The sequence below is a fragment of the Amycolatopsis sp. NPDC059021 genome (assembly GCF_042739895.1).
GTDB lineage: Bacteria > Actinomycetota > Actinomycetes > Mycobacteriales > Pseudonocardiaceae > Amycolatopsis.
The window spans coordinates 1-16,665 of the sequence record NZ_JBHYIQ010000132.1 but is presented as its reverse complement, the minus strand read 5'-3'; the positions used below and the strand labels follow the sequence as shown (position 1 = coordinate 16,665).

Here is a 16,665-nt window from a genome sequence, read left to right as displayed (position 1 = left end):
GCGCCCGGCCCCCCCGCGCCCCCCCCCCCCCCCCCCCCTCCGCCCCCCCCCCCCCCCGGCGGGGGGGGGGGGGGGGGCGCCCCCCCCCCCCCCCCCCCGGCTCCAGCCCGGCCCGCGGCGCCGTCCGGCCTGCCAGGAGATGTTCTTGTCGGTGGGCCCGGGTAGCGTCTCGCGGTGTGGAAGCACGGGAACGCATTCAGGAACTCGCCGACAGGGTCGTCGCGCTGCGTGACGCCTACTACCGGGGCTCGCCGCTGGTGGCCGACGCCGAGTACGACGCGATCGAGGACGAGCTGCGCGGGCTGATCGAGGCGAACCCGGAGCTGGCACCCGATCCGAACCCGCTGGAGCAGGTGGGCGCGCCCGCGGTGCTGCACGCGCCGATCCGGCATTCGCGGCCCATGCTGTCGCTGGACAAGGCGACCCGGCCCGAGCAGGTCGCGGCGTTCTTCGACCGCTTCCCCGGCCAGCCGGTGGTGGTGATGCCGAAGCTGGACGGGCTGTCGCTGGCCCTGGTCTACGAGGACGGGCGGCTGGCGCGCGCGGTCACCCGAGGGGACGGGACGACCGGCGACGACGTCACCATCCTGGTGCGCGCGCTCACCGACGGCGTGCCGGAGCGGGTCGGCGCGCCGGGCCGGGTCGAGGTACGAGGCGAGGCCGTCATGCTGCGGTCCACCTTCGCCGCGTACAACATCGCGCACCCGGACAAGCCGCTGATCAACCCGCGCAACGCGGCGGCGGGCACCTTGCGGGCCAAGGATCCGGCCACCGTGGCCGAACGGCGCCTGCGGTTCTTCGCCTTCGACCTGGACACCGACCCCGACAGCACGGACGCCGACCTCGGCAGCGCGCTGCACGCGATCGGGTTCACCGCCGCGGACATGCGCCGCTGCGCCGGCGCGGAGGCGGCGCAGGAGGTGATCGCCACGATCGAGCGGCAGCGCAACGAGCTGGACTACGACCTCGACGGCGCCGTGCTGCGCCTGGCCGACCGGGACGCCTACGCCGCGGCCGGGACCAGGTCGAGTTCGCCCCGGGGCGCGCTGGCCTACAAGTTCGCCGCCGAGGAGAAGACCACCGTGCTGGCCGACGTGGTCTGGGACGTCGGCAAGACGGGCAAGATCGCCCCGGTGGCCTGGCTCGAGCCGGTGTTCGTGGGCGGGACGACGGTCACCAGGGCGACGCTGGCCAACCAGGAGGTCATCCGCGCCAGGGACATCAAGATCGGCGACACCGTGCTGGTCCGCCGCGCGGGCGACGTGATCCCGTTCGTCGCCGGCGTGCTCGACGCGTCGAAGCGCACCGGCGCCGAGCGGGAGATCGTGCCGCCCGCCACGTGTCCCTCGTGCGAGCAGCCGCTGACCGAACAGGGCAACAGCCGGGAACTGTTCTGCACCAACGTTTCCTGCCCCGCGCAGACCGTGCGGCGACTGATCCACTGGGCCTCGCGGGCCGCGGCGGACATCGACGCCATCGGCGGAGTCTGGATCGAACGGCTCGCCGAGGCCGGGCTGCTGGAGAACCCGTCGGACTTCTACCGGCTGACCAAGGAACGGCTGCTGGAGTTCGAGCGCATCGGCGAGGTCTCGGCCACCCGCATGATCGAATCGATCGACGCGAGCCGCGCGGTCGGGCTGCGCCGGGCGCTGATCGGGCTCGCGATCCCGATGGCCTCCGACGGCACCGCCGCCCGGCTGTGCCGTGCGGGATTCGGCTCGCTCGAGGAGGTCGCCGAAGCGGGCGTCGACGGCCTCGTGGCCGTGGAGGACATCGGGCCGAAGGTCGCCGCCTCCCTTATCGAGCACCTCACCCGGCTGCGGCCCGAGCTCGAACGGCTCCGCGAGGCAGGCGTCTCCCTGGACGTGCGCGAAGAGGACCTCCCGCCGGTCGTCGCGGCCGACGCGCCCTTGGCGGGCAAGACCGTGGTGATCACCGGCGCGATCAGCGACCCGCGCTCCGGCGAGAAGGTCGCGCGCCCGGTCTTCCAGCGGCTGTGCGAGAAGGCGGGCGCCGCGACCGCGTCCTCGGTGTCGGCCAGTACCGATCTGCTCATCACCGGCGCCGGGGTCGGGGACAGCAAGCTCGCCAAGGCCGAGAAGCTCGGCGTCGAGATCGTCGACCAGGGCGAGATCTGGCAGCAGCTGATCGCGGCGAACGTCGTCTGAACCACGGCCGCCGCCGGACGGTCCGGTGGAGCGAATTTTCGCGGTGGTCGCCGTACGCGAGGCTTAACTGTCCGATGTGGACAGCCGGGCTCTTCACTCCGGCAGCGCTGACAGCCCCGCGTAGGCACGCAGCTTCTCGGGCTCCAGGTTGTCCCGGTCCACCCTCAGCGCCGAATACCTCGCCGCCGGTGCCAGCCGCGGCACCTGCTCGACGAACAGCCGGTCACCTGGCGCGAGGGTCCCGTTCACCACGGCTTCCGCCAGCACGTGGTTCACATGGACCAGGTAGTCGGTGACGGCCACGCCCGCGGTGGCCACCTGGAGCAGATGCGCCCGGCCGCGGGCGGGTCCTGGCACATGTACCTCCGCCACCGCCGGTCCGGTCAGCGGCACGGAACCGTCGAAGCGCCTCAACAGGCGGCGCAGCCCCAGCGACTGCTTCGGCGGCACTGGCCGCGTCCACGCCACCGAACCATCCGGCGAGACATGGTCGAAGACGAACCGGCCGGAGAGGTTTCCGGGGTTCCCGGCAAGAAACAACGTCCGGGTGAACGCCTGGCACCAGGACCGCCCCAGCCGCGGATCGAGCCGGAGCGCGAACTCGATCGAGGACTGGACGAACGTCGTCGGATCGAAGCCGCGCAGCACCGCGACCGCGGCGATGTCCGGTGCGTCGTTCTTCGCCTCGGCCAGCTGTTCGAGGTCGGGTACCGGCAGCTGCCCGGCCTGCAACCGCGGCTCACCGGCGCGGGCGGCTGAGACCCGGCGCGCGAGTTCGGCACGCAGAAACTGCTGGGTGAGCATCAGCAATACACCTGCCTCGCCAGCTCGGCGACGGGTGGTTCGCGGTGCCTGCTCAGCAGCGACGACGTCAACCGGTACGCGTCGACATGGCGATGCGCGCCCCTGTGACGCCCGACGTACTCCGCGATCTCGCCGGGGGTATGACGGCGGGAGGGCGACGCCAGCAGTTTCGCGGCCCGGCTCAAGCTGTTCGCCAGCAGGTCGGCGCGGAAGGACTGCCCGCTCCCCTTGCCGAGGACGGCGACGAAGTACAACCGCATGCCGAGCCTGAGCACCTCCGGCCCGGCACCCGGGAACAGGTCGAAGAGCGCCGAGGGTGTGTGTTCCTCCCAACCACCGTGCCTGCTCGACCGGACCACTCCGTCGATCGGCACGCGGTCGACGACGACGCGCACGACCCGGGCGCCCAGTGCGCCCAGCAACCGTTGCAAGGCAACATAATCCTCGGTCAGTTCGCGATCGTGGGCGAGCACGACCTCATCGAAGAGCGGAGCCAGCGGAACGAGTTCGCGCAACGCGCCCGCCAGGTAGTTCGGCTGGTCTTCGGCGGTGACGATCTGGCGGAGCGGCACCCCGAACCGGGTGACGTCCAGGTACACCGGCCCGCCCGTCGCGCGTGTGTCCAGGCACAGATCGCGTCCGGCGAGGTGCTCGATCATCTCCTCCAGGCCCAGCCCCGGCGGCTGTACCGCCGTGAGACCGGGATCGTGCATGCCGAGCCTCGCGAAGTAGTCCTGCCAGATCGTCAGGAGACGCGCGCTCGCCGGATGCACCCAGCCGGTGGCTTCGACCGCCCGCGAGTACGCCTCGAGCGCTCCGAAGGGCACGCGCCGCCGTTCACGGTGATAGCGCACGTACAGCTCGCCGAGCCGCAGTTCGCTGTGTGCCGAGTAGTCGATGTCGCCGAAGGTGCGATCCAGGAACTCCCAGTACCCCAGGGTCTGCGCGGTGACGTTGTACGTCGTGTTGCTGTAGCGATAGGTGACGTCGGCGACGAGCGACGTCGCGCGGTACATCACGTCGACCCAGAGCAGGCCCTTGAGGTGACTCGGCGTGAGAGCCTTCGTCGGGGTGATGGTGACCGGCGCGATCAGGACCTTGGTCATCCCGCGACCTTCTCCACCAGCCGTACCACCAGATCGCGGTCTGCCGCCGTGGGCACGGCAGCCGGCCGGGTGGCCAGCACCGCGCGAACCCGGGAGCGGATGTCCGGGTCGTCGTAGAACGCCCCCGGACTGTCCAGCGACATCAGTACCCGGGCCAGCCCGCGCCACACCACGGCGTCGGACATCGACGCCATGGCCGCGTCGCCCAGTCCCAGCCGGTCCCCGGCGGGTGGGCGCGCGGCGCCGTATACGGTCGCCCGCCAGAGCGCGACCCGCTCCTCGTCGTCGCGTCCGCCCTGCCGTGCCCAGGGCACCAGCAGCCGCTCGGCCAGCATCGCGGCGCGGGCGCTCTGCTCGTCGCCCGGTTCGGGACACCCGGCGACGAGCCGGGCCAGCTCATAGGCGTGTGCCATGGCCAGCCCGACGCCGCGGCCGTAGACCGGGCTGGTCAGGCACGCCGCGTCACCGAGCTGGAGCAGGCCGGGTACCGGTCGCTGACGTGTGGTCGCGACACCGCGCACGACGTTGTCCGGGCACCGCATGGCATACACCGGCGAAACCGGCTCGCTCGCCTCCTCCCGCACCCAGGAATCGACGTACGGGGTCGCCGCCGCGAGCGCCGTGAAGACCCGCTGGTCGCGTACCGCCTTCAGCACTCCGTCCTCCGGCAGCACGCCGATCGCGATCGAGAAGGTGCCGTTGTCCCCCGGGTGCACGACGGCCATGTAGTGGTCGAAGACGCCACCCGCGGCGTTGCCCCGGTTCAGTGTCCCCGGCATCCCCCGGCCACGACCGCGGTAGAACCGGCTGAAGGAGGTGACCCGGGACGGCCACACCGTGTCCGCCGCCACCGGAATGTCCACTTCGGACAGCCAGCGCCGGGACTCCCCGCGCCGTCCGGTCGCGTCGATGACGAGGTCGGCCGCGACCGTGCCACCGCCGGTCAGCCGCACCCCGGCGACCCGGCCCGCGTCGAAGACGAGGCCGCGCACGGCCGTCCCTCGCCGCACCGGGACCCCCGTGCGCCGGACGACGCCGGCGAGTACCGCGTCGAAGGTCCGCCGTCGGCACGCCAGGACGGTGAGTTCGGTGTCGCCGGGTTCACGCGGGCTCGCGCGCACCACCGGCGGCATCGCCGTGGTGAGGTCGAGTTCCGCCGCGCCCGCGGCCAGCAGCGCGGCGTGCAGTGCCGGGGCGTGCCGCCGCAGTATGCCGTTTCCCAGGCTGGTGAACGAATGGGAGTGCAGGGCCTGTGGCACGGTCGGCCGGACCCAGCCGGTGTTCGCGGCTTCCACCGACGCGGGCGGGTCCTGCCGGTCGCGGTCCAGCACCTGGACGTCGTAACCTGCCTCGCGCAACGCCATCGCCCCGGTCAGCCCGGCGACGCCGCCGCCGACGACGACCGCCCGCGGCATGGTCAGGACCGCCTTCCGTGGACGTAGAACACTCTCGGGACGCCGGGCACGTCGCGCGCGATCACGGTGTCCTGCCACCTCCCGTAGTGCGCGCCCCGCTCACCCGGCTGGACCGCGGCGACGTCGAATCCGTAGGAGGCGAACATCCGCTCGGGCTCGTCGCTGCCGAACAGCCACGGTGAGCCCCAGTCCGCGAAGAGCCGCAGCAGCGGACGTGTCGAGGGCGCCGACAGCGCGACCTCGTTAACCAGGTCGCAGGCCAGGTGGGTGCCCGGCGCACAGGCCTCGCCGAGTCCGGCCAGCAGACGGCGGACGGCGTCGCCGTCCAGGTAGTAGAGCAGCCCCTCCAGCAACCAGACCGACGACCGGCCGAAATCGAAGCCGGCCGCGGCCAGCGCCGGGCGCCATCCGTCCGCCGCCAGGTCGGCGCCCACGAGCTTGCGCTCCACGTTCCCGGCGAGCTCGACGCCGGCCAGCGCCGCTCGCTTGTAGCCGAGCACGGCGGGCCGATCGACCTCGTAGACGGTGACGGCGCGAGGCCACGTCAGCCGGTAGGCACGCGTGTCCATTCCCGCGGCGCCGATGACCACCTGGTCATGTCCCTCCGCGAGGCGCGTGGCCAGCCAGTCGTCGAAAAAGCGCGTCCGGATGGCGTTGTAGTCGAACGTGTTCGGGAGCTTCCGCCCGTCCGGCGCCACCGTGGGACGGTGGGCGCCGGTGATCCGCGCGACCTCGTCGAACAGGTTCCTCCCGACGGCACCGGCCAGCGCCTCGGCGTACGGGTCGGCATAGAGCCGGTCGAGGCGCGCGGTCTCCCTCGTCCGCAGCGCGGTGGTGAGCAGCGCGGTCCTGGCCACCGCGTCGAAGTCTTGTGTCTTCACGCCTTCACCAGCTTTCGCCATGCCTGATCGTCACGCTGGAACACGCGGTCCTTGACCTGTGACGGCCGGACCCCGTCGGCCACCCTGGCCTGCCATTGGCGCTGGAACGCGTCCGCTTCGAGGACACGCACGACCGCGGGATCGAGCCGGCCCGCCGCCCTCGCGAGCCGGTAGCCGTCGGACAACCGCGTCAGGGAGAGGTCCAGTCCGACCGCCAGCCTCACCGCCTCGTCGTCCCGCAGGGTTTCTCGCGCCGCGACGGCGAACTCGTACCGTGGCCGCCCGTCGGAGGGGGTCACCGGACGGCAGGTCGCGTTGTGCACTTCGCGTCCGCTCGCGGCCAGTGCCCGCCGCAGCGCGCGCACGACGTGCGACTCGCGCAGACGTTCACCCGCCACATCGGACAAGGTGTTCCGGCCGGCATACGTCAGCCGGGGAATCCCCTGGTGCCGGTCGGCCACCGAGACGACATCGCCCAGCGCGTACCGGTAAAGCCCTCCGACGTGGCTCAGCACGACGTGGTATTCCCGCCCCGGCTCGAGATCGGCGAAGGACACCGTCTCACTGTCCTGACGCAGGTCGACGTCGGCGTCGACGAACTCGTGGAAGGCCGCGCCGACCGCCGGCTCGCAGGCATCCGGAGAGCCGTCGAGTGCCACGCCGACGAATCCTTCGGACGCGGCGATGGGCGCGGTCAGCACGGTGACATCCGGGCCGAAGCACTCTTTCAACCGCGGCAGATACAGGGACGCCAGCCCGCCCGTCCAGCAGAAGATCACCTGGAAGTTCGGCCAGAGGTGCGCGGGCAGCAGCACACCCGCGGCGGAAGCGAGCCGCTCCAGTTCCGCCGCCCGTCCCGGATTCGCCTGCCCGACGTGCCGTCCGGCGACCGTGCCGTCCCTGAGTTCGCGGACGAGGCGCGGCCACCACTGTTCGAGCTGGTACGGCAAGGCGGCGACCATGGCGGGGTTGATCCCGATCACGCACCGGACGTCGTGTTCCGCCGCGAGCCTGAGGCGGACGTAGGCCTTGCCGAGATGATCGTCGTCGGCCATGGCGACCGGCAGCGTGCCCCACGGCGCACGCGAACCCGGCTCGGCGGCGAGCGGCTCGCCGAACGCCGCCCCGAAGTCGAGCTGGCTCGCTCCGAGGTGCGGGTGTCCCGACCCGGTCTTCGGGAACCGGCTCACCGGGTCGTGCTTGAGGTTGAGCGTGCTGTCCTCGCGTGAGATCACTTCGGGAAACCGTTCCACCAGGGAAGCCCACGCCGCGTAGAACGGCGGGAAGAAGCCCGTCCGCATGAACTCCCCGGTGACCGGGATCTTCTTCCGGTCGCCGGTGGTCCCGCTGCTCGTGAAGTACACCACCGGTTCGTCGGCCGAGAGCACACCCCGTTCCCCCGCGGCCGCGCGCTCGATCCACGGCGCGTGCGCGGCGTAGTCACGGATCGGCACGGCGGCCCGGAAGTCCTTCCAGCCGCGGATGTTCTTGAACCGGTGTTCGCGGCCGAACGCGGTGTCCTCGTTTTCGGCGAGCATCGTCGCCAGAACCCTCGCGCGCACCGTTTCGATCGCGCCGAGTGCTTCGCGCATCCCGCCGCGCTCCGCCCGCACCCGCCGGCGGTAGCGCTCGACCTGCTGACTCCCCCAGCTACGCGACATCACTTCTCCCGCCCAGTCTCGCGGCGATGGCCGCGACGCGTTCCCGGTGATCGGCACGGCCGATCGAGACCATTTCGACTCCGTCCACTTCGTCCACCATCCGTTGCCGGAGATCCGCCTGGAACCGCCGGAAACCGTTCCACGTGGGGAAATCGCCGTAGTATTCGAAGCCGTTCGCCCGGGCGCCGCGGCCGCTCCTGGCCCAAGCGGTTTCCGGATCGACCTCGAGCAGGATGATCCGGCGCGGCCGGGGGAACGTCCGCCACCAGGCGAAAATGTCCTCGTTCACGAGGCCGGTCAGCACGCACTTCGCGAGGATCTTGTAGTAGTAGGAGTCGACGAGCACCGGGCTTCCCCGATCGGCGCGGAGGATCTCGTCCCGGAGGTGCACGACCGACGTCTGCAGGAGACTCAGGACGAAGTCGGCCGAATAACCTCGGCCGAGACCGCGCAGCGCGTGGGCGAGGAACCCCTCCCGGAGATCGTTGACCAGCGAACAGTCCGGCCTGACGAAGGCGGCATCGTAGGACACGCACCGCACACCCCGCCGGGACAACGCCGAGAGCACCGTCGTCTTGCCCGCGTAGTCCGTCCCCAGCAGCACGGTGAAATCCGGGACTTCGCCGCTCATCACCGGCTCCGCCCGGTGATGACGTCCGCGGCCGTGTCCACCACTCTCGCGCGGATGCGCGGATTCGCACGGCATGAGCTCACGAGCTGTCCCCTCCCCCAGACCGACCTCCGGTCCCCACCGGTGATCGGGATGTCGACGATCTCCTGTCGCGACGGCCGCGGCCGCGCCATTCAGCCCCGCGCCGCTACGCCTTTTCGAACACTCAAACCCCCTACCGGAACCCGGCTTCCCCGTGGCCGGCCCGATCTTCCGGAATTCCTTCCTAGCACACGACGGGCGACGGGTGAACACCCGCGATGACACCGATGGCCTCCCACTCCGAGGAAATGACCATCCTGACCTCTCGCGTTCGAAAGCGAATCAATCGCCGCTCAAGCCGTCGAAGACCGCCGATTGCCGGCGAAATATCCTCTGCCAAGGCCGGACGACCCCGCTTTTCGACAACGTCGATATCGCGCGGAGAAATGACCGCGGAAAACGTCCGCTCGCACGGCCAGGCGGGAGCCGGGCGCGATCACCGCCCCGCCCGTCATCGCGGCTGGAGGGTCCGTGTCAGCGCGTGGGCTTCCTTGAGCAGCAACGCCCCCAGCTCGGGGCGGCGGTCTTCCCGGAACCGGGACTCCACGCCGGTCAGGGTCAGTGCCCAGGCCGGTTCGCCGGCCCGGTCGAAGACCGCCGCGGCCATCCCCCAGCTGCCCTCGACCACCAGGCCGGGGTTGACCGCGTACCCGAGTTCCCGCGTGAGCGCCACCCGTTCCCGCACGGCATCGGCGGCGTGTGCCGGGCCCCACTGGGCGACGAGATCGGTCCGCCGCAGGTACGCGTCGATCTCGCGGTCGGGCAGCATCGCCAGCAGGACCAGCCCCGCCGAGACCACGCCGAGCGGGAACCGCGCCCCCTCGTAGAGCACGAAGGACCGGATCGGGAAGTCCCCGTCCTCCCGTAGCAGGCAAACCGTCTCGTCGCCGCGGCGGGCGGAGAAGAAGGCGCTCTCCCCCGTGGCCGTGGCGAGCCGGTGCACCCCGGCGCGCGCGTGCTGGGTGACGTCGTACCGCCGGGCCGCGACCTCGCCCAGCAGGTACAGCTCCGGGCCGAGGAACCACTGGCCGGTGCGCCGGTCACGGTCGACGTAGCCCTCGTCGGCGAGCGCCGTCAGCAGCCGGTGCGTGGTCGGCCGGGCCAGTGCCGTCGCCCGCGCGATCTGCGACGTCGAGGCCCCCCGCTCCGGAGCGGCCGAAACCGCGTGCAGCACGGCGGCGATCCGGCCGGTCACATGCGCCGGTGGAGTGTCCATGGCACCCATCGTACGTCCACTCAGTGAACGCCTCGGCCGAGATCGGTCATCAGCCGAGAACTTCGGCGCTGCGGATCTCCCTGTCATTGACGGATTACCGGGCTCTTGCCTTGAATGTCGCTGCGTTCACTGAGCAGACAGCGCCGACAGAGAGAAAGAGGCTCGCGTGTCAACCAGCTACCCCAGCGCCGCCGCGGCACTCGCCGATGTGCTCGCCGACGGCATCACCATCGCCGTCGGGGGTTTCGGCCTCAGCGGCAATCCGAACGACCTCATCGAGGCCGTTCGCGACTCCGGGGCCCGCGACCTGACCATCGTGTCCAACAACATGGGCGTCGACGGCAAGGGGCTGGGCCTGCTGCTGGAGAACCGGCAGGTGCGCAAGGTGATCGCGTCCTACGTCGGCGAGAACAAGCTGTTCGCCCGGCAGTATCTCGACCGCGACCTCGACGTCGAGTTCGTCCCGCAGGGCACGCTCGCCGAGCGGATGCGGGCGGGCGGCGCGGGGATCCCCGCCTTCTACACCCGCGCCGGCGTCGGCACCCCGGTCGCCGAAGGCAAGCCCCACGCGGACTTCGACGGCGTGACCCACATCCAGGAACGCGCCATCGTCGCCGACGTGGCGCTCGTCCACGCCCACACCGCCGACCCGGCGGGCAACCTCACCTACCGCTACGCCGCCCGCAACTTCAACCCGCTGGTCGCGACCTGCGGACGGGTCAGCGTCGCGGAGGCCGAGATCGTGCTGGACACCTTCCTCGACCCGGACGTCGTCGTCACCCCCGGCGTGTACGTCGACCGGCTCGTCCCGGCACGGGAGCGCGTCAAGGAGATCGAAAAACTGACCCTGCGGCCGAAAGCGACGGTGTGATCATGGCCTGGACACGGGACGAAATGGCCGCCCTCGCCGCCCGCGAGCTGCGCGACGGCGACTACGTCAATCTCGGGATCGGCATTCCCACGCTCGTGGCCAACCACGTGCCGGACGGCGTCCGGGTCACGTTGCAGAGCGAAAACGGCATCCTCGGGCTGGGGCCCTTCCCCGCCGAAGGCGAGGAGGACGCCGATCTGATCAACGCGGGCAAGCAGACGGTCACCCTCGCCCCCGGCGGGAGCTTCTTCGACTCCGCGACCTCGTTCGGCATGATCCGCGGCGGTCACATCGACATCGCCCTGCTCGGCGCGCTCCAGGTCGCGGCCAACGGCGATCTCGCCAACTGGACCGTGCCCGGGGCGCTCGTCAAGGGCATGGGCGGGGCCATGGACCTGGTCGCCGGCGCGCGGCGCATCGTGGTCCTCACCGATCATGTCGCCAAGGACGGCACGCCCAAGCTCGTCGAGCGGTGCACGCTCCCGCTGACCGGCGCGGGGGTGGTGGACCGGATCATCACCGACCTCGCCGTCTTCGACGTCACCCCGGCGGGACTCCGCCTCGCCGAGATCGCACCCGGCGTGTCGCCGGACGAGATCCGCGACAAGACGGCCGCTCCGGTCAGCGCGGCGGTTGCAGCCTGATCCGTACGTCGAGATTGCGCTCGACCTCGGCCCGGCTGTACAGCAACGGGAACGCGCCGCCCGAGGCCCACAATCCGTTCAGATCGCGGTAGTGCGGGCTGCGCGGATCACCGGACTGGCCCGGCGCGTTGATCGCGGACGAGCCGTTCCAGTTGCCGACGTCGAGCGCCATCTTGAAGGTGGCGCCGATGATCTGCTGGTAGTTCGCCGGGAAGAAGAACGACGGGTGGACGGTGTGGTAGTCGCCGCCGACCGGCGTCGGGCCGACGTTCGGGTCGCCGAGCGGATGCCGGAACTGCTGGAACTGCAGCGCGCCCCAGCGCCAGGCCGAGGTGTCCGGGCCGAGCTTGCCCGCGACCTCACGGAACGCCGAGGGCAGCGTGTCGAGGATCAGCTTGTCGCGCACCGCCGCGCCGTCCGGGCCCAGCCACGCCTTCGGATCCGCGAACGACGCGAGGACCAGGCTGTAGTCGGGGTTGATGGTGTTCGCCAGCGTGTCCGCGGCGGGTGCGGGCAGCACCGCGTGCGCCCACGCGGCGTGCAGGTGCTTCATGATCCAGATCTCGAACAGCGCGGCGGGCGCCGAGTCCACCGAAGCCACGCCGTCGTATCCGCGCAGCAGGTCCAGAGCACGCGCGGTGTCGGGGTCCGAAGAGGACAGTCCGCGAAGGTACTGGAGCAGTTCACCGGCCATGAGCGACTTCTCGTCCTTCTGCAGTGCCAGTGAATCCGCGACGGTCGCCCCGGGGCGGGACCTGATGAGCTCGTCGATGCGCTGCTTGCGGTACGGCAGCTGCCATTCGTAATTGGACACCACGGGATGCCCCGGCGGAATGTTGAAGTCGTTGGCGGAGGCGAAGAATCCAGCCGCCGGGTTGTGCTGGCCGGGCAGTTCGCTGTTCGCGTGGAAGCCGTTCCACTCGTACCGGCCGTCGCCGGGCACGGGCAGCAGACCGTCGTAGTTCGCGCCGGTGCGGCGCGGCGTCAGCCCGGCCGGGACGTAGCCGATATCGCCGTGAGTGTCGGCGTACACCAGGTTCGATCCCGGCGTGCCCCACTTCTGCATGGCCGTGGTGAACTCGCCGAAGTTCTTGGCCCGCTGGTAGTTCAGGCTGCCCAGATACGCCGAGCTGCCCGGTTGCGTCCACGCCGAGCGGACCGCGAACGCCCGGTGCGCGGCCTCGTCGACCTTGACGACCGCGCCGTGCCGGGTGAACGCCAGCTCCCGGGTGACCGGCGCCGCGCCCTGCACCGGGATGGTCTCGGTGACCGTGGTCATCCGCTCCCAGCCGTCGCCGTAGCGATAGCGGTTGTGGTCCTTCGGATCGAGTTCGTAGACGTACAGGTCGGTCTGGTCGATCGGCAGGTTGGTCAGGCCGAACGCGATGGTCCCGTTGTGCCCGATGGCGATTCCCGGGTTCCACGGCTCGCCGGCCCCGGCGAGATTCAGCCCCGGCGCGGACAGTTGCGCGACGTACCGGCCCGAGGGCAGCGCGTCGGTGCCGCGGTGCGGGTCGTTGGCCAGGATCGGGCGGCCCGACGCGGTGCGGCCCGGCCCGATCGCCCACGCGTTGCTGCCAGTGGTGGCGTCGGCGACGTCCTTGGTCTCGAATCCCTTGCCGGTGAAGGAAACCGCGGCGGTCGCCAGGTTGTACACCTTCAGCACGTCGTCCGGGATCGCGCACGGGTCCAGCCCGGCGGGCACCACCGCCTCGTGCGCGGGGCGCAGGCTCCGCAGGTAACGGCTCGCGCCCTGGCCCGCCTGGCAGACCAGCTTCGCGCGGATGACCTCCCACGACAGGTTCTCCCCGATGGCGTGCGTGCGGATGCGCACCACGTCCTCCGGGCGCCAGCGGGCGGGCCGGTAGCCGAGCTTGCCGAACTCCGGCGGGACGGCCGAGGGGTTGCGGGCCAGCCAGTCGACGTAGGCGTTGATGCCTTCGGCGAACCGGGTCGCGGCGAGCCTGCCCTCCGGCCCGTACGACGCCCACTCCGCGTCCATGTCGCCGCGGTAGAGGAACAGCCGCGCGGCCCTGTCCTGGTCCACATAGGACGGTCCGAGGACCTCGCTGAGCGTACCGAGGCCACGCCGCCGCCAGGTGTCGATCTGGAACAGCCGGTCGCGCGCGATGTTGTAGCCCTGCGCGAAGAACAGGTCGCTGGTGTCGGCGGCGTAGATGTGCGGCACGCCCCACTTGTCGACCAGCAGGTCCACCGGCTTGCGCAGTCCGGCCACCTCGTAGGACGCGGCGGGCGCGGCGGCCGCGACGGGAACCGTTGTCACCCAGCAGAGACTGGCCAGCACGGCGAGGAAGGCGCGCAGCCGCACCCGCTTCGCCGACCGGCGCCGCGTGCTGCCGTCGCCCACGGGTCCGCGGCGGGACGTCACCGCCATGTGATCACCTCGTCCGCGTTCGGCCGGATTCTCCGTTTGCTGTCTATCGGATACGGACGCGCGACCACCAGCCCCTATGGGGGTGCGGCTGCAACCACGGCGAAACTCGTCACGCAACCCCCGTTCGCGAATTCCTCCCGCCCCTTCACGACCCTTTACGCCGTTCAGGTGACCCCTATAGGGGTTTTCCCGGAAGGCCGGATCCGGTATATGCAGCAAGTGCCTGAGGCCCGCCGCAGCTCCGATACGGGGGCTGGCCCTACCGATTCCCGGGCGTCCGGCTGTTAGCGTCGAAGACGCGAATTCCGGGGAGGCGAGATGTTCGGCTGGCTGCTGCTGACGCTGGGCATCGCGTTCGGGTCCGCGGTGATCCCGTTCTTCAGCATCGAGGTCTTCGTGATCGGGCTCGTGACGAGCAAGCCGGGGATTCCATGGGCGGCGATCGGCGCCGCGGCGGCGCTCGGCCAGGTCGCCGGGAAGCTGCTCTACTTCCTCGCGGCGCGCGGGTCGATCAGGCTGCCGCGGTTCCTGCACGAGCGGCTGCACCGGGAGCGGCGCAGCACGCGGTGGCGGGAGTTCCTGCGCGCGAAGACGAAGTGGCTGAAGGCCAGGCTGGACGCGCTCCGGGAACGCTGCGTCCGGAATCCTTTGTGGATGAACGGGACCTACGGCGTCAGCGCGCTGATCGGGCTGCCGCCGCTCATGGCGACCACCCTGCTGGCGGGCCTGGTGCGCATGCGGCTGTCGGCCTTCCTGGTGACGGGACTCGCCGGCAGGCTGGTGCGGTTCAGCGTGCTCGCCGCCTCGCCCGCGCTGTTCACCCAGTGGTTGCAATTCTGACGAAAACCCGAGAGCACGCCAAGAATAACGCGTGCCGATAATGCTCAGGCGATTCTTCCGTATACTCCGCGGGTATGGTGGAACCCACGCAACCGGCACCCAAGGCCGCCGCCGGAGCCTGGACCGGGCTCGGCGTGCTGGTCCTCACCGGCGTGATCGTGTCGATGGACATGTCGGTGCTGTTCTTCGCGTTGCCCTTCCTCAGCGCGGATCTGCGGCCGTCGGCCACCGAGACACTGTGGATACTCGACATCTACGGCTTCCTGCTGGCAGGCCTGCTGATCACCATGGGCACGCTCGGCGACCGCATCGGCAGGCGCAAGCTCCTCATGATCGGTGCCGCGCTCTTCGGCGCGGCGTCCGTCCTCGCCGCCTATTCGGCCAATCCGGAGATGCTCATCGCGGCCCGCGCACTGCTCGGCATCGGCGGTTCGACGCTGGCGCCGTCGACGCTTTCGCTGATCCGCAACATGTTCCACGACGCCGCGCAGCGCAGGACCGCGATCGGCGTCTGGACGGCGGGTTTCGCGGGCGGCAGCGCGCTCGGCCCGATCGTGGGCGGGCTGTTGCTGGAACACTTCTGGTGGGGCTCGGTGTTCCTGATCAACGTGCCGGTGATGGTGGTGCTGCTCGTGCTCGCCCCCCGCCTGGTCCCCGAGTTCAAGGCGCCCGCTGCCGGACGGTTCGACCTGCTGAGCGCGTTGCTGTCGTTCGGCACGGTCCTGCCGGTGATCTACGGCATCAAGAAGATGGCCGCGGACGGGATCGGCCCGGTGCCCGTGGCGGCGGTCGTCGCCGGGCTCGTGATCGGCGTGTTCTTCCTGCGCCGTCAGCGCGGGCCGCGGCCGCTGATCGACGTCCGGCTGTTCGCCGAGCGCGGTTTCAGCGCGTCGGTGACGGCCAACGCGCTGACCACGTTCGCGATGATGGGCGTGCTGCTGTTCGTCGCGCAGTACCTCCAGGTGGTACTCGGGATGCGGCCGCTCGTCGCGGCGCTGTGGTCGCTGCCGGGCTTCCTCGGGATGCCGGTCGGCATCACCGTGGCCACCACGGCGGTGCGCCGGATCCGGCCGGGCTATGTCGTCAGTGCCGGGCTGGCGATCGCCGCGGCCGGGATGCTGGTCCTGAACTGGCTCGAGATCGGCTCGGGCCTCGCGGTGATCATCCCCGCGATCTTCGTGATGGCGGTCGGCATCGGGATCGTTTCGGCGCTGGCGAACGACCTCATCATCGCCACGGCGCCGCCGGAGCGTGCCGGCGCGGCCTCGGCCATTTCGGAGACCGGGACCGAGTTCGGCGGGGCGCTGGGGATGGCGGTGCTGGGCAGTGTCGGCTGGGGCGTCTACGGTGCCAAGCTGCTCGATCTCGCCCCCGCCGGGCTCGCGCCCCAGGATCTGCACGCCGCCAAGGAAACCCTCGGCGCCGCCGCCGAGATAGCCGGGCGGCTCGCCGATCCCCTCGGCCCCGCCCTGACCAGCGCCGCCAACGAGGCCTACCTCGACGGCCTGCGCGTCGCCGGACTGGCAGGCGCCGCGATCATGCTCGTCGCCGCCGTGCTCTCGGCGGTGCTGCTCCGCCGCGTCCGCTCCGACGCCGCCCTCCAAGCCGCCCGCGACACCTGACGTCCTTTGTGGACCGCCGGTGGGAGGCATGGTGGCGGTGTCTCGAAAGCTCCGTTGGGGACGGTGAACGTCGTGAACGACGCGTTCGGGGCATGGGGTCCGGTAGCGGGATGACGCGAATGGGACATTGGCGGCGTTGGACGGCTCCAATGCCCCATTCGCAACGCCTCTGACCAGGGCGAAGGCCCGCCGCGGCCGTTGCCTGGGTCGATCGCGGCCGAGAAAACCCCCATGCGGCGGACTTGCCGCGCGACCCACCACGGTCACGTTCGTCCTTTGTGGACTTTGGCGCCGTGAAGGACTCCTTACCGGCGCTGAGCGCCGGTAAGG

General features: G+C 70.9%; 13 protein-coding genes. 5 read left to right on the top strand and 8 right to left on the bottom strand.

What is annotated here, in order from left to right:
• The first annotated feature begins 176 nt into the window (after positions 1–176).
• Positions 177–2,168, top strand: coding sequence for an NAD-dependent DNA ligase LigA (gene ligA / locus ACFWX1_RS43470; RefSeq protein ID WP_378395758.1), 1,992 nt, complete (start codon positions 177–179; stop codon positions 2,166–2,168).
• Positions 2,169–2,261: 93 nt separating this feature from the next.
• On the opposite strand, the gene ACFWX1_RS43465 is transcribed toward ligA, so the two are convergent.
• From ACFWX1_RS43465 to ACFWX1_RS43435, 7 genes are all read right to left on the bottom strand, one after another.
• Entirely contained in the window at positions 2,262–2,972 is a 711-nt protein-coding gene (locus ACFWX1_RS43465) for a DUF6182 family protein (protein WP_378395757.1), read from the bottom strand.
• Positions 2,972–4,078 (bottom strand): hypothetical protein, encoded by a 1,107-nt coding sequence (locus tag ACFWX1_RS43460; protein ID WP_378395756.1) that lies wholly within the window; start codon positions 4,076–4,078, stop codon positions 2,972–2,974. The genes ACFWX1_RS43465 and ACFWX1_RS43460 overlap by 1 nt, the downstream gene beginning before the upstream one ends.
• Positions 4,075–5,493, bottom strand: a complete 1,419-nt coding sequence (locus ACFWX1_RS43455; protein ID WP_378395755.1) for an NAD(P)/FAD-dependent oxidoreductase — start codon at positions 5,491–5,493, stop codon at positions 4,075–4,077. Before ACFWX1_RS43455 ends, ACFWX1_RS43460 begins: the two co-directional genes overlap by 4 nt.
• A 2-nt stretch (positions 5,494–5,495) precedes the next feature.
• Positions 5,496–6,374 (bottom strand): SAM-dependent methyltransferase, encoded by an 879-nt coding sequence (locus tag ACFWX1_RS43450; RefSeq protein WP_378395754.1) that lies wholly within the window; start codon positions 6,372–6,374, stop codon positions 5,496–5,498.
• Positions 6,371–8,035 (bottom strand): GH3 auxin-responsive promoter family protein, encoded by a 1,665-nt coding sequence (locus ACFWX1_RS43445; protein WP_378395753.1) that lies wholly within the window; start codon positions 8,033–8,035, stop codon positions 6,371–6,373. The genes ACFWX1_RS43450 and ACFWX1_RS43445 overlap by 4 nt, the downstream gene beginning before the upstream one ends.
• Positions 8,025–8,666, bottom strand: coding sequence for a hypothetical protein (locus ACFWX1_RS43440; RefSeq protein WP_378395752.1), 642 nt, complete (start codon positions 8,664–8,666; stop codon positions 8,025–8,027). Before ACFWX1_RS43440 ends, ACFWX1_RS43445 begins: the two co-directional genes overlap by 11 nt.
• Before the next feature lie 532 nt (positions 8,667–9,198).
• On the bottom strand, positions 9,199–9,963 hold the full coding sequence (locus tag ACFWX1_RS43435) for an IclR family transcriptional regulator (RefSeq protein WP_378395751.1): 765 nt from the start codon (positions 9,961–9,963) through the stop codon (positions 9,199–9,201).
• A 166-nt stretch (positions 9,964–10,129) separates the two neighbouring features.
• On the opposite strand from ACFWX1_RS43435, the gene ACFWX1_RS43430 reads away from it, so the two are divergent.
• The gene (locus tag ACFWX1_RS43430) at positions 10,130–10,834 is read left to right on the top strand and encodes a CoA transferase subunit A (RefSeq protein WP_378395750.1); all 705 of its coding nucleotides are present in this window, start codon (positions 10,130–10,132) and stop codon (positions 10,832–10,834) included.
• 2 nt (positions 10,835–10,836) lie between these two features.
• A complete protein-coding gene (locus ACFWX1_RS43425; protein WP_378395749.1) occupies positions 10,837–11,478 on the top strand; it encodes a CoA transferase subunit B in 642 nt (213 codons plus the stop codon).
• Here the strand turns inward: ACFWX1_RS43425 and ACFWX1_RS43420 are convergent.
• A complete protein-coding gene (locus ACFWX1_RS43420) occupies positions 11,456–13,873 on the bottom strand; it encodes a penicillin acylase family protein (RefSeq protein ID WP_378395748.1) in 2,418 nt (805 codons plus the stop codon). The two genes, ACFWX1_RS43425 and ACFWX1_RS43420, sit on opposite strands and share 23 nt — an antisense overlap.
• Before the next feature lie 318 nt (positions 13,874–14,191).
• Here ACFWX1_RS43420 and ACFWX1_RS43415 point away from each other — a divergent pair, with 318 nt between their 5' ends.
• Both ACFWX1_RS43415 and ACFWX1_RS43410 read left to right on the top strand, forming a co-directional pair.
• Positions 14,192–14,713, top strand: coding sequence for a hypothetical protein (locus ACFWX1_RS43415; protein WP_378395747.1), 522 nt, complete (start codon positions 14,192–14,194; stop codon positions 14,711–14,713).
• Between the two features lie 74 nt (positions 14,714–14,787).
• Complete coding sequence (locus ACFWX1_RS43410) at positions 14,788–16,335, top strand: MFS transporter (RefSeq protein WP_378395746.1); 1,548 nt, start codon at positions 14,788–14,790, stop codon at positions 16,333–16,335.
• Positions 16,336–16,665: the final 330 nt, after the last annotated feature.